21 protein-coding genes are annotated in these 19,498 nt (G+C 39.5%); all 21 read left to right on the forward strand.

Going from position 1 to position 19,498, the window contains the following annotated elements; translation table 11 throughout:
- Positions 1-79 precede the first annotated feature (79 nt).
- The 21 genes from sdaAB (at position 80) to ylqF (ending at position 19,431) form a co-directional block, all read left to right on the forward strand.
- Complete coding sequence (sdaAB, locus tag QNH29_RS08980; protein WP_283864455.1) at positions 80-742, forward strand: L-serine ammonia-lyase, iron-sulfur-dependent subunit beta; 663 nt, start codon at positions 80-82, stop codon at positions 740-742.
- A gap of 26 nt (positions 743-768) precedes the next feature.
- Positions 769-1,647, forward strand: a complete 879-nt coding sequence (gene sdaAA, locus QNH29_RS08985; RefSeq protein WP_283864456.1) for an L-serine ammonia-lyase, iron-sulfur-dependent, subunit alpha — start codon at positions 769-771, stop codon at positions 1,645-1,647.
- 1 nt (position 1,648) lies between these two features.
- The gene (recG, locus tag QNH29_RS08990) at positions 1,649-3,697 is read left to right on the forward strand and encodes an ATP-dependent DNA helicase RecG (protein WP_283865571.1); all 2,049 of its coding nucleotides are present in this window, start codon (positions 1,649-1,651) and stop codon (positions 3,695-3,697) included.
- Between the two features lie 367 nt (positions 3,698-4,064).
- Entirely contained in the window at positions 4,065-4,649 is a 585-nt protein-coding gene (fapR, locus tag QNH29_RS08995; protein WP_283864457.1) for a transcription factor FapR, read from the forward strand.
- Positions 4,646-5,650, forward strand: a complete 1,005-nt coding sequence (gene plsX, locus QNH29_RS09000; RefSeq protein ID WP_283864458.1) for a phosphate acyltransferase PlsX — start codon at positions 4,646-4,648, stop codon at positions 5,648-5,650. Before fapR ends, plsX begins: the two co-directional genes overlap by 4 nt.
- Positions 5,651-5,664: 14 nt before the next feature.
- Positions 5,665-6,612, forward strand: coding sequence for an ACP S-malonyltransferase (gene fabD / locus QNH29_RS09005; RefSeq protein WP_283864459.1), 948 nt, complete (start codon positions 5,665-5,667; stop codon positions 6,610-6,612).
- Positions 6,609-7,352 carry a 3-oxoacyl-[acyl-carrier-protein] reductase gene (gene fabG, locus QNH29_RS09010; RefSeq protein ID WP_283864460.1) on the forward strand — a complete coding sequence of 248 codons (744 nt, stop codon included), beginning with the start codon at positions 6,609-6,611 and terminating at the stop codon, positions 7,350-7,352. Before fabD ends, fabG begins: the two co-directional genes overlap by 4 nt.
- A gap of 69 nt (positions 7,353-7,421) precedes the next feature.
- Positions 7,422-7,655: an acyl carrier protein gene (acpP, locus tag QNH29_RS09015; RefSeq protein ID WP_179597216.1), complete on the forward strand. Its 234-nt coding sequence runs from the start codon at positions 7,422-7,424 to the stop codon at positions 7,653-7,655.
- A gap of 164 nt (positions 7,656-7,819) precedes the next feature.
- Complete coding sequence (gene rnc, locus QNH29_RS09020; protein WP_283864461.1) at positions 7,820-8,560, forward strand: ribonuclease III; 741 nt, start codon at positions 7,820-7,822, stop codon at positions 8,558-8,560.
- Between the two features lie 48 nt (positions 8,561-8,608).
- The gene (gene smc / locus QNH29_RS09025) at positions 8,609-12,175 is read left to right on the forward strand and encodes a chromosome segregation protein SMC (RefSeq protein WP_283864462.1); all 3,567 of its coding nucleotides are present in this window, start codon (positions 8,609-8,611) and stop codon (positions 12,173-12,175) included.
- Between the two features lie 20 nt (positions 12,176-12,195).
- The gene (ftsY, locus tag QNH29_RS09030) at positions 12,196-13,185 is read left to right on the forward strand and encodes a signal recognition particle-docking protein FtsY (RefSeq protein WP_283864463.1); all 990 of its coding nucleotides are present in this window, start codon (positions 12,196-12,198) and stop codon (positions 13,183-13,185) included.
- An 86-nt stretch (positions 13,186-13,271) separates the two neighbouring features.
- Positions 13,272-13,604, forward strand: coding sequence for a putative DNA-binding protein (locus QNH29_RS09035; protein WP_283864464.1), 333 nt, complete (start codon positions 13,272-13,274; stop codon positions 13,602-13,604).
- Between the two features lie 12 nt (positions 13,605-13,616).
- Positions 13,617-14,969: a signal recognition particle protein gene (gene ffh / locus QNH29_RS09040; RefSeq protein ID WP_283864465.1), complete on the forward strand. Its 1,353-nt coding sequence runs from the start codon at positions 13,617-13,619 to the stop codon at positions 14,967-14,969.
- Positions 14,970-15,087: 118 nt separating this feature from the next.
- A complete protein-coding gene (gene rpsP, locus QNH29_RS09045; protein WP_283864466.1) occupies positions 15,088-15,360 on the forward strand; it encodes a 30S ribosomal protein S16 in 273 nt (90 codons plus the stop codon).
- A 5-nt stretch (positions 15,361-15,365) separates the two neighbouring features.
- Complete coding sequence (locus QNH29_RS09050; RefSeq protein ID WP_283864467.1) at positions 15,366-15,596, forward strand: KH domain-containing protein; 231 nt, start codon at positions 15,366-15,368, stop codon at positions 15,594-15,596.
- An 87-nt stretch (positions 15,597-15,683) separates the two neighbouring features.
- Positions 15,684-16,070: a YlqD family protein gene (locus QNH29_RS09055; protein ID WP_283864468.1), complete on the forward strand. Its 387-nt coding sequence runs from the start codon at positions 15,684-15,686 to the stop codon at positions 16,068-16,070.
- Positions 16,071-16,084: 14 nt separating this feature from the next.
- A complete protein-coding gene (gene rimM / locus QNH29_RS09060; RefSeq protein WP_283864469.1) occupies positions 16,085-16,603 on the forward strand; it encodes a ribosome maturation factor RimM in 519 nt (172 codons plus the stop codon).
- Complete coding sequence (gene trmD, locus QNH29_RS09065) at positions 16,603-17,343, forward strand: tRNA (guanosine(37)-N1)-methyltransferase TrmD (protein ID WP_283865572.1); 741 nt, start codon at positions 16,603-16,605, stop codon at positions 17,341-17,343. The genes rimM and trmD overlap by 1 nt, the downstream gene beginning before the upstream one ends.
- A 147-nt stretch (positions 17,344-17,490) precedes the next feature.
- Complete coding sequence (gene rplS / locus QNH29_RS09070) at positions 17,491-17,835, forward strand: 50S ribosomal protein L19 (RefSeq protein ID WP_283865573.1); 345 nt, start codon at positions 17,491-17,493, stop codon at positions 17,833-17,835.
- A gap of 150 nt (positions 17,836-17,985) precedes the next feature.
- Positions 17,986-18,537: a signal peptidase I gene (gene lepB, locus QNH29_RS09075; protein ID WP_283864470.1), complete on the forward strand. Its 552-nt coding sequence runs from the start codon at positions 17,986-17,988 to the stop codon at positions 18,535-18,537.
- 18 nt (positions 18,538-18,555) lie between these two features.
- Entirely contained in the window at positions 18,556-19,431 is an 876-nt protein-coding gene (ylqF, locus tag QNH29_RS09080) for a ribosome biogenesis GTPase YlqF (RefSeq protein WP_283864471.1), read from the forward strand.
- Positions 19,432-19,498: the final 67 nt, after the last annotated feature.

The following is a 19,498-nucleotide window of genomic DNA, read 5'->3' on the forward strand; positions in this document are numbered from 1 at the left end:
GGGAAACCCTTCTTTTTTCTGTGTTATAAATATAGATGGATAACCATAATAGATTATTTGTCCTAGGGGGAGAAGACGGATGAAATATAGAAGCGTGTTTGACATAATTGGACCAGTGATGATTGGGCCATCTAGCTCGCATACTGCTGGTGCTGCAAGAATTGGCAGAGTTGCCAGGAGTTTATTTGGCAGGGAACCAAAATGGGCAAATATATCTTTATACGGCTCGTTTGCTAAGACGTATAAAGGGCATGGTACGGATGTTGCGATAATTGGCGGTTTGTTAGATTTTGATACGGATGACCAAAGAATAATCAAGGCAATTGATATAGCGAAGGAACGGGGTATTAAACTTCGATTTATTGAAGAAGAGGCCATTACGGATCATCCAAATACAGCCAGAGTAATTATCGGCGACGATAAAGGTGAATTAGAGCTGGTCGGAATCTCAATCGGCGGCGGTAAAATCGAAATAACTGAATTAAATGGTTTTGAATTGAAATTATCAGGAAATCATCCGGCAATTTTAGTCGTTCATAATGATCGTTTCGGTGCTATTGCAAGTGTTTCAAATGTGCTGGCTAAATACGAAATTAATATAGGACATATGGAAGTTTCAAGAAAAGAAATAGGAAAGCTTGCTCTTATGACCATTGAAGTAGACCAAAACATTGAAAATAAAATACTTCAAGAACTAGAACAATTACCAAACATACTGAAAGTAACGAAGATAGTGGACTAATATAGAAACACCGAGGGGGAAGGCAATTGTTTCGAAATGTTGCAGAATTAGTTGAGCTTGCTATAAGTAAAAATAAAAAAATCTCAGAAATTATGATTGAGCAGGAAATGGACGTCACCGGACGTACCCGGGAAGAAGTAATTGCTTTTATGGACCGCAATTTAAGAGTCATGGAAGAAGCAGTTGAACGGGGGATAAAAGGAGTTAAATCACACTCTGGTTTAACCGGCGGTGACGCGGTTCTATTACAAAAATATATTGAAAAAGGCAACTTCTTATCAGGCAAAACGGTACTTGACGCAGTAAGCAAAGCCGTAGCAACAAATGAAGTTAATGCAGCGATGGGAACCATTTGTGCTACACCAACTGCTGGTTCAGCAGGAGTGGTGCCTGGCACGTTATTTGCTGTGAAAGAAAAATTAAATCCAACTAGAGAGGAAATGGTGGCATTTCTATTTACAGCAGGAGCTTTTGGTTTTGTTGTAGCAAACAATGCTTCGATTTCAGGTGCAGCAGGCGGCTGTCAAGCGGAGGTGGGTTCTGCTTCAGGAATGGCTGCAGCTGCTATTGTTGAAATGGCAGGTGGAACTCCAGAACAATGTGCGGAAGCAATGGCAATTACATTAAAAAATATGCTTGGTCTTGTCTGTGACCCTGTTGCCGGTCTTGTCGAAGTGCCATGTGTAAAAAGAAATGCTATGGGAGCAGCCAATGCGATGGTAGCTGCAGACATGGCTTTAGCAGGTATAACTAGCAGAATACCTTGTGATGAAGTTATTGATGCCATGTACAAAATAGGACAAACAATGCCGACAGCATTAAAAGAAACAGCACAGGGAGGGTTGGCGGCAACTCCGACAGGTCGTGAACTCGAAGCTAAGATCTTCGGTATTCCGCGCGTATAAAGTGAATCAATATTTAAAACAGCCAGTTACAGTGTTAAAGGGAATTGGTGAAGAAACGGCTGAGAGCTTAGCAGAAATGAAAATCTTTACGGTTTTAGATTTATTAGAGTATTTTCCATACCGTTATGAAGATTATCGGCTGCGTGAACTTTCAGAGGTAAAGCATGATGAGAAAATTACTGTAGAAGGGAAGGTTCATAGCGAGCCTTCTCTTACATATTTTGGCCGTAAGAAATCAAAGTTGATGATTCGAATGTTTGTTGGACAATATCTAATTAAGGTTGTGTTTTTTAATCAGCCTTATTTAAAGTCAAAAATTGTTATGAATGAAACCATTACAGTTACGGGTAAATGGGACGCGCACCGGCAAACGATTACAGCTAATGAAATGCAGGTTGGACAAAATACTAAAACAAAAGATTTTGAACCTGTATACTCACTGAAAGGTAAAATCACCACGAAGGGAATGCGGAAGTTTATTTCGATTGCCTTTCAACAATTCGGTCAATTTATCGAGGAATGTTTACCCTTAACTCTTGTCAAAAAGTATCGCCTGCTAGACCGTAACGAAGCTTTACGAGCAATGCATTTTCCCGTTAATCAGGAGGATGTAAAACAGGCTCGCCGCCGCTTAGTTTATGAGGAATTTTTGTTATTTCAGTTAAAAATGCAGGCATTACGGAAATTTGAACGAGAGCATTCACCTGGAATTGCGCAAAATTATCAAGAGACGAAGGTAGAGAAATTTATTCAGTCATTGCCTTTCCCTTTGACCAATGCACAGAGTCGTGTCGTTTCGGAAATTCTTAACGACCTAAAATCCCCTATGAGAATGAACCGACTGCTGCAAGGGGATGTCGGTTCTGGAAAAACGGTGGTTGCAGCCATTGGGTTATATGCGAGTGTTACGGCAGGCTTTCAAGGAGCATTGATGGTACCAACGGAAATTCTAGCAGAACAGCATGCTCAGTCACTTAGTGGTTTATTAGAACCTTTTGGTCTTAAGAGTGAATTATTAACAAGCTCGGTTAAAGGGAAAAGAAGAAGAGAAATTCTTCAAAATGTATCTGAAGGAACAGTAGATATATTAATTGGGACTCATGCCCTTATACAAGATGAGGTGACTTTCAAAAAACTAGGATTTGTCATAACCGACGAGCAGCATCGGTTTGGGGTGGAACAACGGAGGGTTTTACGGGAAAAAGGCGAAAATCCTGATGTCCTGTTCATGACGGCTACACCGATACCTAGAACGCTTGCGATAACCGTTTTTGGTGAGATGGATGTATCAATCATTGATGAAATGCCTGCTGGCAGAAAAGCGATAGAAACTTACTGGGCAAAACCGGAAATGTTGGGACGAGTCCTTTCTTTTATAGAAAAGGAACTAATAAAGGGTCATCAAGCCTATGTGATTTGCCCGTTGATTGAAGAATCTGACAAGCTGGATGTTCAAAATGCCATTGACGTTCACACTACTCTATCCCATCACTTTCAAAATCGGTATAAGGTTGGACTGATGCATGGGCGGTTAGGCTCAGAAGAAAAAGATATGATTATGAAAGAGTTTAGTTTCAATGAAGTACAGGTATTAGTTTCAACCACAGTAGTTGAGGTAGGCGTGAATGTTCCGAATGCTACGATGATGGTCATTTATGATGCTGAAAGATTTGGGCTTTCCCAGCTCCACCAGCTTCGCGGAAGGGTAGGCAGAGGCAGTGACCAATCATATTGTATCTTATTAGCAGATCCAAAGTCAGAAGTTGGTCAAGAGAGAATGCGAATCATGACCGAAACAAATGACGGTTTTGTTCTGAGTGAAAAGGATCTTGAACTACGAGGACCCGGGGACTTCTTTGGAAAAAAACAAAGCGGGGTCCCTGAATTTAAACTTGCAGACATGGTTCATGATTACCGTACACTCGAAACCGCCAGAAATGACGCAGCTCTAATGATCCAATCCAAAACCTTCTGGACCGCAAAAGAATACGAATACCTAAGAAACCAGCTAGAAGACACAGGTGTGTTAGAAGGAGAAAAACTGGATTAATTTATAGGCTGTGTTAATGCTAATTTTTAATATGCACCCTGTTGATTGGAACGGAAGGCACGAAGACTCCTCGAAAATGCTAACGCATTTTCTTCGTGCGTGGGCGAATTCGAGGAAGAAATTCAATGTCCTGCGGGAGTACGGGGCTGGGGAGACCCCACAGGCGCTGTAGCGCCGAGGAGGCTCCCCGGCACGCCCGCGGAAAGCGAAGTGCCTGGAGTGGAAATCAACAGGAATATATAACACAGCCATTTATAAAACTATAGGGAGCAGATTGCAAGAATAAAAAACTTATTCTTGCAATCTGCTTTTTCTAATTTTATACTACTATTAGTACCTAGTCATAAGATCTCGGACGGTGTGTGATATGAGAAGAACAAAAAAAGACCGGCAGCAACTGTTAAAAGAGACAATTAAAGAAAATCCATTTATTACCGACGAAGACCTTGCAGAAAAATTTCAAGTTAGTGTGCAAACCATTCGCCTTGATCGGTTGGAATTATCAATTCCAGAATTACGGGAAAGGATAAAATATGTTGCAGAGAAAAAATTTGAAGATGAGGTTCGTTCCTTACCGCTAGAAGAAGTAATTGGAGAAATCATTGATATTGATTTAGATCAGAGTGCTATTTCAATCTTTGATGTCAGAGAAGAGCATGTCTTTATTCGGAACAAGATTGCTCGCGGACACCATGTTTTCGCACAGGCAAATTCGCTGGCAGTAGCGGTCATAAATGATGAATTGGCATTAACAGCAAAAGCGAATATACAATTTAAGCGCTCAGTAAAGCAAGGTGAGCGGGTGATTGCCAAAGCAAAAGTTGTTAAAATAGATGATGGCATTGGCAGGACAATTGTTGAAGTAACAAGTTATGTTAATAACGAGCTTGTGTTTAAAGGCGAATTCGAAATGTACCGTTCAGAAAAATCATTAAAGGATGAGAAAAGATGAAAATAGCGATCGACGCAATGGGCGGCGACCATGCTCCTAAAGAAATCGTAATCGGTGCAATGAAAGCTATAGAAGCATTTTCAGATATACATATAACCCTAGTCGGGGATGAAACCAAAATTAAAGAATACTTAACGAAGCAAGAACGTATTAGCATTTTACATACATCCGAGGTGATCCTTGGAACAGATGAACCAGTGAGGGCAGTCCGCCGAAAGAAAAATGCTTCGATGGTACTTGCTGCACAGCAAGTAGCCGATGGAAACGCAGACGCGTGTATATCAGCAGGAAATACAGGTGCATTAATGGCTGCTGGATTATTTGTAGTTGGCAGGATTGAAGGCATTGACCGTCCGGCGCTTACTCCTACTTTGCCAACTATTGGCGGAGAGGGTTTCCTATTATTAGATGTTGGTGCGAATGTAGACGCCAAGCCTGAGCATTTGTTGCAATATGCTATCATGGGGTCTATTTATAGTGAAAAGGTTAGAGGGATAGCTAAGCCGCGAGTTGGTCTTCTAAATATCGGAACGGAAGAAAAGAAAGGGACTGACCTAACAAAACAGGCATTTGAACTTTTAAAAAATGCAAACGTAAATTTTGTAGGCAATGTAGAGGCCAGGGATTTGCTCGACGGTGCAGCAGATGTCGTTGTAACGGATGGATTCACTGGCAATATGGTGCTAAAAACAGTTGAGGGTACAGCACTATCCATGTTTAAAATGCTAAAATCGACATTAATGAGCAGCTTTAAAAGTAAACTTGCTGCAGCCGTGTTAAAGCCAGAATTCAAAGTCTTAAAAAACACATTGGACTATTCAGAGTATGGCGGTGCTGGCCTATTTGGCTTAAAGGCGCCAGTAATTAAAGCACATGGTTCTTCTAACGGACAAGCTATCTTTAGTGCAATTCGTCAAACAAGGGAAATGGTTGAAAAGGATGTAGTGGGTCTCATCAAAAAGTCGATCGAAAACGAGAAAACATCTAAAATAGAAGTTTAAAAAGGGGTGCGGAAATGGGAAAGATTGCGTTTGTATTTCCAGGACAGGGCTCACAAACAGTTGGAATGGGACAGCAGCTTGCTGAGCAGTATCCTGAGGTATTGCAATATTTTAAAAAAGCAGATGAAAAACTTTCAGTTGAATTAAGTAAGCTGATTTTCGAAGGACCTCAAGAAGAATTGACAAAAACAGTAAATACGCAGCCAGCTTTATTAACAACCAGTTTGGCCATTCTAGAAAGATTTCAAAAGGCGGCGATTAAGCCTGATTATGTTGCTGGACATAGTCTTGGTGAGTATACAGCTCTTGTAGCTGTTGGTGCATTAACCTTTGAAGATGGTGTCTATGTTGTGAGAAAAAGAGGGGAATTTATGGAGGGAGCTGTTCCAAATGGTGAAGGGACAATGGCAGCCATTTTAGGGCTTGACCGTGAACCTCTTTCTAAAGTAACAGCTGAAGTTAGTGACTCTGGCTTCCCAGTTTCCCTGGCAAACTTAAATTGTCCTGGTCAAATTGTTATCTCGGGTTCTAGAAAAGGCGTTGAACTTGCAAGTGCAAGAGCAAAAGAAACCGGTGCAAAAAGAGCGATTCCTTTGGAGGTCAGCGGACCATTCCATTCCTCATTAATGAAGCCCGCAGCTAGCGAATTACGTGAGGTTTTAAATGGAATTGATTTGAAAGATGCGAATATCCCTGTGATTGCTAATGTGTCTGCAAATCCAATGACTACGGCAGATGAAATAAAAGAAAATTTAATTGAGCAGCTTTATTCCCCTGTGTTATGGGAAGATTCTGTTGTAAAGATGATAGATTTAGGTGTAGATACATTTATAGAAATTGGTCCCGGAAAAGTACTTTCAGGGTTAATTAAAAAAATTAATCGTAGTGTCAAAACATATTCGATTTCGGATGAGGAAAGCTGTCAATCTGTAATCGAGGCATTGAAGGAGGAGAATCTATGACATTAGTGGGGAAAGTTGCCTTAGTCACAGGTGCGTCAAGAGGGATTGGGAGAGAAATTGCTCTCGAATTAGCAAGGCAGGGAGCTAATGTCGCAGTCAATTATGCTGGCAGTGAAGGCAAAGCGAATGAAGTAGTAGATGAGATAAAAGCTCTAGGGAAAGAAGCATTTGCTATTAAATGTGACGTATCCAATACTGAAGAAGTAGCAGCAATGGTTAAAGAGACTGTAGAACGTTTTGGTAAATTGGATATACTTGTCAATAATGCAGGTATTACAAAAGACAATTTATTAATGAGAATGAAAGAAGAAGAATGGGATGATGTTATTAACATCAATCTAAAGGGAGTTTTTCTCTGTACAAAAGCGGTAACCCGCCAAATGATGAAGCAGCGTGTTGGCAGAATTATCAATATTACTTCTGTTGTGGGAGTAAGTGGAAATCCAGGGCAGGCAAACTATGTTGCAGCTAAATCAGGTGTTATTGGTTTAACAAAAACGACAGCGAAAGAGCTTGCTTCTCGTAATATTACAGTAAATGCAATTGCTCCAGGATTCATTACAACCGATATGACAGATAAATTATCGGATGAAGTAAAAGACGAGATGTTAAAACAGATTCCACTGGCACGACTAGGAGAGCCTAAGGACATTGCTAAAATGACAGCATTCTTGGCTTCCGATGACGCTTCGTACATTACAGGACAAACCCTTCACATTAATGGCGGTATGGTCATGTAATTTTTTATCAAAGTATGTGTATTATTTTTTTGATATACTTTATAATAGCTTGAGGGGAGGTGAACTAGAATGGCAGAGGTATTAGAGCGTGTAACAAAAATCATCGTTGACCGTTTAGGCGTAGATGAGTCACAAGTTAAACTTGAAGCTTCATTCAAAGATGATCTTGGTGCTGATTCCCTTGACGTAGTTGAACTAGTTATGGAATTAGAAGATGAATTTGATATGGAAATTTCTGACGATGATGCTGAGAAAATCGGCACAGTTGGTGATGCTGTGAATTACATAAATAGCAAGCAATAATTCGTTGGATTTTCTTCAAAAGCTCCGTTTTCAAACGGAGCTTCTTTCTGTATTATAGAACTTGGCAATTTGAAAAAATACTGCCAGGTTTCTTTGCGTTTTGATTTAATTTTACTTAAACTATTGATAGGTATGTGTAAAAAATATGCAAGGTGGAGACTTTAATGCGCAGAAAAGGTAAAGAAAAAGAAATGAACAATCGCGCAAAGGAAAATCAATTTAAGGATTTTCAGGACAAGATCGGTATTCATTTTGAAAATGAAAAACTATTAAAACAAGCTTTTACTCATTCATCCTATGTGAATGAGCATCGCAGAAAGCCTTATGAAGATAATGAAAGGCTAGAATTTTTAGGGGATGCAGTACTAGAGCTAACTGTTTCAAAATTTCTGTTCCTAAAATATCCAATGATGAGTGAGGGAGAACTGACAAAGCTCCGCGCTGCTATCGTGTGTGAGCCTTCACTTGTAACCTTGGCTAACGAACTTAGTTTTGGCAAGTTGATTTTGTTGGGTAAGGGTGAAGAAATGACAGGGGGCAGGGAGCGCCCGGCTCTGTTAGCGGATGTATTTGAAGCATTTATTGGTGCACTTTACTTGGATAAAGGACTTGAGGTAGTAAACGAATTTCTAGCTAAAGTGGTTTTCCCTAAAATTAATGAGGGTGCTTTTTCTCATGTGATGGATTTCAAGAGCCAGCTTCAAGAACTAATTCAAAGAGATGGGACCGGATTAATTGAATATAAGGTATTAATTGAAAAGGGTCCTGCCCATAGCAAAGAATTTGTTTCTAGAGTCTCTTTAAATGGTGAAGAATTAGGTATCGGTACTGGTAAATCGAAAAAAGAAGCTGAACAGCATGCCGCCCAAATGGCATTGGAGGTCTTAAAGGCTAAAACATCATAGGTAAACAACAGGAAAAGATTCCGGCCAAGCTCTAGGGAGGAAAAGGATATGTTTTTAAAACGGTTGGACATCATTGGCTTTAAATCTTTTGCAGATCGTATCGGGGTGGATTTTGTTCAAGGAGTCACTGCAGTAGTTGGTCCAAACGGAAGTGGAAAAAGTAATATAACAGATGCTATCCGCTGGGTTTTAGGTGAGCAGTCTGCAAAATCACTTAGAGGCTCTAAAATGGAAGATATCATTTTTGCGGGAAGCGATTCAAGAAAGCCGTTGAATTTTGCGGAAGTGACCTTAACGCTGGATAATCAGGATGAAGGATTAGCCATTGATTACAATGAAGTAAGCGTAACAAGAAGGGTCACCCGTGCAGGAGATAGTGAATATTTAATTAATAAGCAACCCTGCAGACTTAAAGATATTATTGATTTGTTTATGGATTCTGGTCTTGGCCGAGAGGCTTTCTCCATTATCAGCCAAGGGAAAGTGGAAGAAATACTGAATAGTAAGGCAGAAGACCGAAGAACCATTTTTGAAGAAGCTGCTGGCGTTTTAAAATATAAAAATCGTAAGAAAAAAGCAGAAGTTAAATTAATAGAAACACAAGATAATTTAAATCGAGTCCATGATATTCTCCATGAACTCGAGGGACAAGTTGAACCGTTAAAGATTCAGGCCTCCATAGCGAAAGATTATTTAGAGAAAAAGGAAGAACTTGAAAAAATTGAAGTATCCTTAACGGTTTACGATATTGAAGATTTACACCAAAAGTGGACTCAGTTATCCAGTCAGCTTGCTGAACATCAGCAGGAAGAAATTAAGCTTTCTGCCCAGCTGCAGGTAAAAGAAGCAAAGATAGAAGAAACTAGGGACCATATTGCGGCACTTGATGAATCGATTACTGATTTGCAAAATGTCCTCCTCCATGCAACTGAGGAATTAGAAAAATTAGAAGGCAGGAAAGAGGTACTTAAAGAACGCAAGAAAAATGCCTCTCAAAATAGAGCACAGCTCGAGAAGGGTATTGCGGAGCTGACGGATAAAATTGCACAATTAAATCGTAACAAAGATACTCAATCAGCTTTAGTGCATAGCCTGAATGAACAGGTAAATAACCTCCAAACTCAGTTAAAAGACAAACAGAGTAAACTGGCGTTGTTTACTGAAAATATTGAAGAAAAAATTGAATCCTTAAAAAGTGAATATATTGAACTTTTAAATGATCAGGCTGGTGCGAAAAACGAGCTGAAGTTTATCGACCAGCAGCTTGAACAGCATGAAACAAAGAGCTCACGACTTGACTCTGAAAATGTTAAATTCCTTGATGAAAGACAACAAGCCCAAAAAAGGATGTCACAAGTTCAAACAGCACTGGAAGAGGTGCAATCGAAACTTTCGAATCAGGTTACAAGTTTCAGGGAGAAGCAGCGTAAGCTTGAGAATGTGCAAAATAACTATCAAAAGCAAGAAAAAACGTTATACCAAGCATATCAAATTCTTCAACAGGCAAAATCAAGAAAAGAAATGCTCGAGGAAATGGAAGAAGACTTTTCTGGATTTTTTCAAGGTGTTAAAGAAGTATTAAAAGCAAGGGGAAAAAAACTGCATGGTATTGAAGGAGCAGTCGCCGAGCTTGTAACGGTGCCAAAGGATTACGAAATAGCAATTGAAACGGCATTAGGCGGTGCTTTGCAGCACATAGTGGTGGATACTGAACAAAATGCTCGTATGGCAATTCAATTCTTGAAACAAAATTCATACGGACGAGCTACCTTTTTACCGTTAAGCGTTATTAAAGGCAGATTATTGTCGTCCTCACAACTTTCATCGATTCAAAATCATCCTTCATTGGTAGGTAGTGCAGTAGATCTAGTAAGTTTTGATCCTAAATACTCTGAGGTGATAAGTAACCTGCTTGGTAATGTGATCATAACAAAGGATTTAAAGGGTGCGAACGAACTGGCAAAAGTTCTCCAATATCGCTGTCGAATGGTTACTTTAGATGGAGATATTGTGAACCCAGGGGGTTCGATGACTGGAGGAGCACAAAAGCAAAAGACTAGTTCTTTATTAACAAGAAAAGGCGAGCTAGAAGAGCTGAAAGAAAAGCTTCTCATCATGAGTGAAAAAACTACAAGTTTAGAAGGTCATGTAAAGTCATTAAAAGAGGATCTCAAAACACATGAATTAGAGCTAGCGACAATGCGGACGTTTGGTGAAGAATTAAGGCACCAGGAGCAAACATTAAAAGGTGATCTTCGTGAAGCTGAATTTGAAGTAAAGAATATTAATGACAGGTTGAGTATTTATGACCTGGAAAAAGGTCAGCTGCTTGAGGAACAGGAAGCTTTAACGATACGGGCAGCTCAACTGAAGGAAACGATTGCTGGCTTTAAAGAAAAGATTGCTTTCCTTGATATTCAAATCACTAAGCTTACAGAACAAAAGAGCAATGACATTTCATCAAAAGAAACGCTGGGGAAGGAAATAACGGATCTAAAAGTAGAATTTGCTGCCAAGAATCAGCAATTTGTAAACGCAAAAGAACGTTTAGCGATGAATATTGAAGAATTAAACGAAAGTCAAGAGCGGTGTACGCTTTACAAAGAGGATCTTATGCTGCTGGCGTCAGAAATGGAGGGAAGCACCTCCGGTGAAGAACAGTTAGAGGCTGCTGCAAAACGTAAGCAGCAGGACAAGGAAGAAACCATTTCACTTATTTCTTCAAGAAGGCAGGAACGGCTCCAAATGCATGCGGCACTTGAAGATGCCGAGATCGAAGCGAAAGAAATCAAAAGACTTCATAAAGGTATGGTTGAAGTTTTAAAAGATGAAGAAGTAAAAATTAACCGTTTAGATGTGGAACTTGAAACAAAACTTGCGCATCTAAGAGAGGAATATTTACTATCTTTTGAGGGAGCGAAAGAGCAGTATCCGCTAGTTTTGCCGGTTGAGGAAGCTAGGAAAAAAGTCAAACTGATTAAACTAGCGATCGATGAACTTGGCAGTGTTAATATTGGAGCCATTGACGAATACGAGCGAGTTTCGGAGCGTTATGAGTTTTTAAATGAGCAAAAGAACGACCTTCAAGAGGCAAAGGATACACTTTACCAGGTTATTGACGAAATGGATATTGAAATGAAAAAACGTTTTGAACAGACGTTTTATGGAATTCGTGAGCAATTTGAGCCTGTGTTCCGAGCGTTGTTTGGCGGCGGAAGGGCAGATTTAAGACTTACACATCCAGAGGATTTATTAAATACAGGTGTAGAAATCGTCGCACAGCCTCCGGGGAAGAAGCTGCAAAACCTTGGGTTATTATCAGGGGGAGAAAGAGCATTAACAGCGATTGCACTGCTATTTTCAATTTTAAAAATTAGGCCGGTACCGTTTTGTATTTTGGATGAGGTAGAAGCAGCATTAGATGAGGCAAACGTTTTTCGCTTTAGTCAATATTTAAAGAGATTTAGCTCTGAAACACAGTTTATTGTTATCACCCACAGAAAAGGGACCATGGAAGAAGCGGATGTATTATACGGTGTAACCATGCAGGAATCAGGTGTCTCAAAGCTCGTTTCTGTCCGGCTCGAGGATACGAAAGAGCTAGTTGAAACTTAAATCATAGGAAGTGAAACAGAATGAGTTTTTTTAAAAAATTAAAAGAGAAAATTACGAAACAAACGGAGGCAGTGACGGAAAAATTCAAAGACGGCCTCACGAAAACTAGAAATAATTTCTCCGGTAAGGTAAATGACCTTGTAGCTAGATACCGTAAAGTAGACGAAGATTTCTTCGAGGAATTAGAGGAAATCTTAATACAGGCAGATGTAGGCTTTGATACGGTTATGAAGCTCATCGAAGAGTTAAAGTTGGAAGTAAAACGCCGAAATATCCAGGATCCACAGGAAGTTCAAAGTGTTATCTCCGAAAAATTAGTCGATATTTATAATGCGGGAGAGGAACAATCTTCACAATTGAATATCCAAGAAGATGGACTTACGGTTATTTTATTTGTGGGTGTTAACGGTGTGGGAAAAACAACCACCATCGGCAAACTTGGCCATAAGTTTAAAAGTGAAGGGAAATCTGTTTTACTAGCAGCAGGTGACACTTTCCGTGCCGGTGCAATTGAGCAGTTAGAAGTTTGGGGAGAAAGAGTTGGCGTAGATGTTATTAAACAGGCAGAAGGCTCTGACCCAGCTGCTGTTATGTACGATGCGATTAAAGCAGCTAAATCACGGAAAGTAGACATTTTGATTTGTGACACTGCCGGACGCTTACAAAATAAAGTTAACTTAATGAAAGAGCTTGAAAAGGTAAAACGGGTAATTGAGCGGGAGGTACCTGGTGCACCGCATGAAGTTCTGCTTGTGCTAGATGCAACAACTGGTCAAAATGCACTAATCCAAGCAAAGACTTTTAAAGAAGTAACGAATGTGAGCGGGATTGTTCTTTCTAAATTAGATGGTACGGCAAAAGGCGGTATTGTATTGGCTATTCGGAATGAATTGAAAATTCCTGTAAAATACGTCGGTCTTGGTGAAAAAATGGATGATCTGCAGGAATTTAACGCAGAGCAATATGTTTATGGTCTATTCGCCGACCAAGTGGATCAGGCTGAAAGTTGATGTAAAGATATTTTCTTGACAGACTTGGAATGACTGTGTAAACTACATTTGTAAAGGCTTTTCACTTAACAAAGGGAGGTATAAGCATGCTTGAAAAAACAACGCGAATGAATTATCTTTATGATTTCTATTATTCGTTGTTAACACCAAAGCAGCAAAGCTATATGTCTCTCTATTATTTAGATGATTACTCACTTGGAGAAATCGCTGAAGAGTACGATGTTAGCCGTCAGGCTGTATATGATAATATAAAACGTACGGAAGCTATGCTTGAGGAGTATGAAGAAAAGCTATTACTATTTCAGAAATTTCAACAGCGCTGCAAACTATTAAAGCATGTAAAAGAAATGCTAAATGAAGAACACCCATCAAAGCAGGCAATGCTGGTAGTGGTTGCCGAGCTTGAGAAATTAGATTAGGAGGCGGCATAAATGGCATTTGAAGGATTAGCCGACCGACTGCAGAATACGATTCAAAAAATCCGTGGAAAAGGCAAGGTAACGGAAGCGGATGTAAAAGAAATGATGCGTGAAGTCCGTCTCGCACTGCTCGAGGCCGACGTTAATTTTAAGGTAGTTAAAGATTTTGTTAAAAAGGTCAGCGAACGTGCAGTAGGACAAGAAGTACTAAAAAGCTTAACCCCAGGACAGCAGATTATTAAAATTGTTAATGAAGAATTAACAGAATTAATGGGCGGGGAGCAAAGTAAGATTGCGGCTTCTAATCGTCCTCCTACAGTGATTATGATGGTTGGATTACAGGGTGCTGGTAAAACCACTACAACAGGTAAACTTGCCAACCTGCTTCGTAAGAAGTATAACCGTAAGCCAATGCTTGTAGCAGCTGATATTTATCGACCTGCTGCCATTAAGCAGCTTCAAACCCTTGGGAAGCAATTAGATATGCCGGTATTCTCTCTTGGTGATCAAGTAAGCCCAGTAGAAATTGCCAAGCAAGCCATTGCCCAGGCGAAAGAAGAACATCATGATTATGTTCTTATTGATACTGCTGGTCGTTTACATGTTGATGAAAACCTAATGGGTGAGTTGAAGGACATTAAAGAACTTGCCAAACCAGATGAAATCTTTCTCGTCGTTGATGCAATGACAGGTCAAGATGCCGTTAACGTAGCACAAAGCTTTAACGAACAGCTCGGGTTGACTGGCGTTGTTTTAACAAAGCTTGACGGTGACACGCGAGGCGGTGCTGCGTTGTCCATCCGTGCCGTAACACAAACACCGATTAAGTTTGTCGGTCTAGGGGAAAAAATGGATGCGATTGAACCGTTTCATCCTGAACGGATGGCTTCTAGGATTCTCGGTATGGGTGATGTGCTCACACTTATTGAAAAGGCGCAGGCTAATGTTGATGAGGCAAAGGCAAAAGAGCTTGAGCAGAAAATGCGGACAGCATCTTTTACGCTCGATGACTTTTTAGAGCAGCTTGGACAAGTCCGCAATTTAGGGCCACTTGATGAGCTTTTGAAGATGATGCCTGGTGCAAACAAAATTAAAGGTTTGAATAATATTCAAATTGAAGAGAAACAAATTGCACATGTTGAAGCCATTATTCGGTCCATGACCACAGAAGAAAAGACTCATCCTGAGATTTTGAATTCAAATCGTAAAAGAAGGATTGCTAAAGGAAGCGGCAGAACCGTTCCTGAAGTTAACCGTTTATTAAAGCAGTTTGAAGATATGAAAAAGATGATGAAGCAAATGTCAGGAATGCAGCAAAAAGGCAAGAAAAAAGGCGGATTTAAATTTCCGTTTAAACCTTTTTAACATGTTTTAACTTGTATGAAATTGGCAATAATGGTGTAAAGAAAAAACACTTTACAAATGAATTAATAATTGATAATATACTATCTTGTGTGAAACTATTCGGAGGTGCTTATTTAAAATGGCAGTAAAAATTCGTTTAAAGCGTATGGGAGCTAAAAAGACTCCTTTCTATCGTATCGTAGCAGCAGATTCTCGTTCTCCTCGTGACGGACGTTACATTGAAGTGATTGGAACTTACAATCCAGTAGCTCAGCCAGCTGCAATTCAAATCAACGAAGAATTAGCTCTTAAGTGGTTACAAGATGGTGCGAAACCATCTGATACAGTTCGTAACCTTTTCTCAAGCCAAGGCATCATGGAAAAATTCCATAATGCTAAGTTAAGCAAGTAATTGCTATGAAGCAATTAATTGAAAGTATTGTAAAGCCCCTTGTTGATTTCCCTGAAGACGTTCATGTTAATGTCAACGAAGAAGATCAACGAATCACATATTACCTCACTGTCAATAAGACAGACATGGGAAAGGTGATAGGCAAGCAAGGGCGTGTTGCAAAGGCCATAAGGACTGTTGTTTACGCAGCAGGATCTTCACAACAAAAGAAAATTTTTCTAGAAATTGGTGAATAGCTTTTTGCATCTAGATTAAAGGGGGGAATGAAATTCCTCCCTTTTTTGCTATCAGAAAAACAGAAGATTGGAAGAGGGGGCAATAGTATGCAACTTATTCAAACTGTTATCGTAAAGCAAATCTTAACGGAAGAAAGCAAACAAAAGCTGCTTGAAAAGTATTTTGCAGGCAAGCTTCAAATGCAAAAAGAATATGAGCAACTTCAATTTGAGTTAAAAAAATTAGAAAAGGCGAAGAAATATCAATCAAGCGCGCTTAAAACTCACTTTGAAAAAGAACTGAAAAAACGCCATGACAAAGAAAAGCTTTATGAGTTTCAAATCGAACAACTACATATGCTACCATTAGGCAGTGAATTAAAGGAAAAAGAAGTGCAGGCCCTTGTTGAGGTAAATGTTGGTGACAAATGGGATGAAGTAACGGGGCAGCGGACCATAATAATTAAAAACGGTATGATCGACGAAATAAGATAGAGGTGACACATAGAATGGAAAAATGGTTCAATGTTGGAAAAATCGTCAATACACACGGAATTAGAGGTGAGGTCAGGGTTATTTCTAAAACTGACTTCCCGGAGAAGCGCTACAAAGTGGGGAATGTCTTGTTTTTATTTATGCCAGGCTCAAAAACACCAATTGAATTAACCGTAAAAACCCACCGTACTCATAAAAATTTTAATCTTTTAACCTTTGAAGGGTTTGAGAATATCAATGAAGTTGAAAAGTTTAGAGATGGTATCCTTAAGGTTCCAGAATCACAGCTAGGTAATCTTGAAGAAGATGAGTATTATTACCACGAGATTATTGGGTGTCTGGTGGCAACAACTAGAGGTGAAGAACTTGGCAAAGTTACCGAGATTTTATCACCTGGAGCAAATGATGTATGGGTAATTAAATCACCAGCAGGCAAGGAAATATTGATTCCTTATATTGAGGATGTTGTGAAAAAAGTAGATGTTAAAGAAAAGGTCATTTTAATTGAACCGATGGAAGGGCTGCTTTCATGATGAAAATAGATGTACTTACGTTATTTCCTGAGATGTTTTCAGGTGTATTGGGACATTCCATTTTACATAAAGCAGCTGAAAAATCAGCTGTTCAATACAATGTTGTCAATTTCCGTGACTATGCTGACAATAAACATCAGACTGTTGATGATTATCCATATGGCGGTGGTGCAGGAATGGTATTAAAGCCACAGCCGCTATTCGATGCGGTTGCAGCATTAAAGGAACAAGCAGAAAGTAATCGAACAAGAGTGATTCTCCTTTGCCCTCAAGGAAAACGGTATGACCAAAAAACAGCTGAAGAATTGGCGAAGGAAGAACATTTAATATTCGTGTGCGGTCATTATGAAGGTTATGATGAAAGAATTCGTGAACATGTGGTAACCGATGAAATCTCAATAGGTGATTATGTTCTAACTGGCGGCGAGCTTGGAGCTATGGTAGTGATTGATAGTGTTGTCCGCCTGTTACCTGAGGTCTTAGGGAATCAAGAATCACATATGAAAGATTCTTTTAGTACAGGTCTATTAGAGCATCCTCATTATACACGACCTTCTGATTTTCGCGGCATGAAGGTCCCAGAAGTCCTGCTGCAAGGTAATCATAAATTAATTGAAGAATGGCGTAACAAAGAGGCATTACGACGAACATACTTAAGAAGACCTGACTTATTAGAAAAAATAGAATTAACGAAGGAACAAGAAAAATGGCTTAATGAAATAAAAAAAGAATACGAGTAGTTATTGCATGGAGTTGTCTTTTATGTTATTATACTTCTTGTGACTTGAGCTGAATTGCTTATTCAGTAGAGTCTTATAAAGATGTTCCGCTGCAATGGATAAGGATAGTAGATATGCATGAGCGTCTGTTGGAAGGAGTTGAAAACGATGCAAAAATTGATTGAAGAAATCACAAAAGAACAACTTCGTTCTGATCTACCTTCGTTCCGTCCTGGTGATACTGTACGTGTACACGTTAAGGTTGTCGAGGGTACTCGCGAGCGTATTCAGTTATTCGAAGGTGTTGTGATTAAGCGTCGTGGTGGTGGAATTAGCGAAACTTTCACAGTTCGTAAGGTTTCTTACGGAGTAGGCGTTGAGCGTACTTTCCCTGTACACACACCTAAAATTGCGAAGCTTGAAGTATTGCGCCGCGGTAAAGTTCGCCGTGCTAAGCTATACTACTTACGTAAGCTACGTGGTAAAAAAGCTCGTATTAAAGAAATTCGATAATAAAAGAAAGAGCTTGCTCTGCAAGCTCTTTTTTCGTACATAATATTAAAGTTTGATTAAAAAGTACAGCCCCCACGTGTTTAATATACAATTTTTATGTAAAATAAGAGGATAGCAAACATTTTTTTTGTGATTGGCGGGGAACAAGACATGATAAAAAAGAAGAATGAACTTTGGGAATGGACGAAGGCGCTTTTAATTGCTGTCGCACTAGCAGCAGTTATTCGTTACTTTCTTTTTGCTCCAATTGTAGTAGACGGGCTCTCTATGATGCCGACACTGCAGCACCAAGACCGTATGATTGTAAACAAGCTAAGTTATAATATAGGTGAGCCAAAACGTTTTGACATTATCGTCTTTCACGCGCCTGAACAGAAGGATTATATTAAAAGAGTAATTGGACTTCCGGGAGATCGTATCGAATATAAAGATGATACATTGTATGTAAACGGCAAGCCTTATCCAGAACCATATTTAAATGAATACAAGAAAAAGGTAGAAGGACCGCTTACTGATCCTTTCACACTTGAGGAAACACCAGTAGGTACTCAAACCGTACCAGAAGGTGAATTGTTCGTAATGGGTGACAATCGTCGTTTCAGCAAAGACAGCAGGCATATTGGAACTATCCCATTGGACAAAATAATCGGAAAGACAAGTATTGTATACTGGCCTTTAAAAGATGCACACATCGTGAAATAGACCTAGGAGGTGACAGCTTTGACAATCCAATGGTTTCCAGGTCATATGGCAAAAGCTCGAAGAGAGGTCACGGAAAAATTAAAACTAGTAGATATTATCTATGAATTAGTGGATGCAAGAATACCTTATTCATCCCGCAATCCAATGATTGATGAAATTATTCAGCATAAACCAAGGCTGGTTCTGTTAAATAAGGCGGATATGGCGGATAAAGCAGCTACAAAAGAATGGATTGCCTATTTTGCTCAAAAAGGAATAAAAGCAATAGCGATTAATGCTCAAGCTGGAGAGGGAATGAAGGAAATTGTCCAAGCCTCTCATGAAATCCTAAAAGAAAAATTCGATCGTTTAAGGGCAAAGGGTGTAGTGAAGCCAAGAGCAATCCGTGCTATGATAGTTGGGATTCCTAATGCCGGAAAATCAACATTAATTAATCGGCTCGCAAAGAAAAATATTGCAAAGACAGGGAATATGCCAGGAGTTACAAAAGCCCAGCAGTGGATTAAAGTCGGCAAAGAACTGGAGTTACTAGATACCCCGGGAATTCTTTGGCCAAAGTTTGAAGATCAAGAGGTTGGCAAGAAACTGGCTGTAACAGGGGCGATTAAAGATACTCTCCTGAATTTGCAGGACTTAGTTGTATTTTCAATTAAGTTTTTATCAGAGCATTATCCAGAGAGACTTAAGGAGCGGTATAAGCTTGATTCGGTACCTGAAAATGTAGTCGAAATGTTTGACCAAATCGGTGAACTTAGAGGTGCTCTCGGAGCTGGCGGGGTAGTTGATTATGATAAAGTATCAGAACTTGTCATTCGCGACATAAGAACGGAAAAATTTGGACCGCTGACATTCGAAAAGCCAAATGAAATAATCGAAAAAACTGAAAATAAGTAAACACTAAAAAACTCTTGCTCATTGCAGAGTTTTTTTGTTTATTTTTGGGCATTGTAATTAATCGCTG

The sequence above is a fragment of the Neobacillus sp. DY30 genome (assembly GCF_030123065.1).
In the GTDB taxonomy this organism is placed as follows: domain Bacteria; phylum Bacillota; class Bacilli; order Bacillales; family Cytobacillaceae; genus Neobacillus.

Coding starts and splice junctions, on each gene's coding strand:
- sdaAB (WP_283864455.1), top strand. CDS start 80: ATGAAATATAGAAGCGTGTTTGACATAATTGGACCAGTGATGATTGGG.
- fapR (WP_283864457.1), top strand. CDS start 4,065: ATGAGAAGAACAAAAAAAGACCGGCAGCAACTGTTAAAAGAGACAATT.
- plsX (WP_283864458.1), top strand. CDS start 4,646: ATGAAAATAGCGATCGACGCAATGGGCGGCGACCATGCTCCTAAAGAA.
- fabD (WP_283864459.1), top strand. CDS start 5,665: ATGGGAAAGATTGCGTTTGTATTTCCAGGACAGGGCTCACAAACAGTT.
- fabG (WP_283864460.1), top strand. CDS start 6,609: ATGACATTAGTGGGGAAAGTTGCCTTAGTCACAGGTGCGTCAAGAGGG.
- acpP (WP_179597216.1), top strand. CDS start 7,422: ATGGCAGAGGTATTAGAGCGTGTAACAAAAATCATCGTTGACCGTTTA.
- rnc (WP_283864461.1), top strand. CDS start 7,820: ATGCGCAGAAAAGGTAAAGAAAAAGAAATGAACAATCGCGCAAAGGAA.
- smc (WP_283864462.1), top strand. CDS start 8,609: ATGTTTTTAAAACGGTTGGACATCATTGGCTTTAAATCTTTTGCAGAT.
- ftsY (WP_283864463.1), top strand. CDS start 12,196: ATGAGTTTTTTTAAAAAATTAAAAGAGAAAATTACGAAACAAACGGAG.
- QNH29_RS09035 (WP_283864464.1), top strand. CDS start 13,272: ATGCTTGAAAAAACAACGCGAATGAATTATCTTTATGATTTCTATTAT.
- ffh (WP_283864465.1), top strand. CDS start 13,617: ATGGCATTTGAAGGATTAGCCGACCGACTGCAGAATACGATTCAAAAA.
- rpsP (WP_283864466.1), top strand. CDS start 15,088: ATGGCAGTAAAAATTCGTTTAAAGCGTATGGGAGCTAAAAAGACTCCT.
- QNH29_RS09050 (WP_283864467.1), top strand. CDS start 15,366: ATGAAGCAATTAATTGAAAGTATTGTAAAGCCCCTTGTTGATTTCCCT.
- QNH29_RS09055 (WP_283864468.1), top strand. CDS start 15,684: ATGCAACTTATTCAAACTGTTATCGTAAAGCAAATCTTAACGGAAGAA.
- rimM (WP_283864469.1), top strand. CDS start 16,085: ATGGAAAAATGGTTCAATGTTGGAAAAATCGTCAATACACACGGAATT.
- trmD (WP_283865572.1), top strand. CDS start 16,603: ATGAAAATAGATGTACTTACGTTATTTCCTGAGATGTTTTCAGGTGTA.
- rplS (WP_283865573.1), top strand. CDS start 17,491: ATGCAAAAATTGATTGAAGAAATCACAAAAGAACAACTTCGTTCTGAT.
- lepB (WP_283864470.1), top strand. CDS start 17,986: ATGATAAAAAAGAAGAATGAACTTTGGGAATGGACGAAGGCGCTTTTA.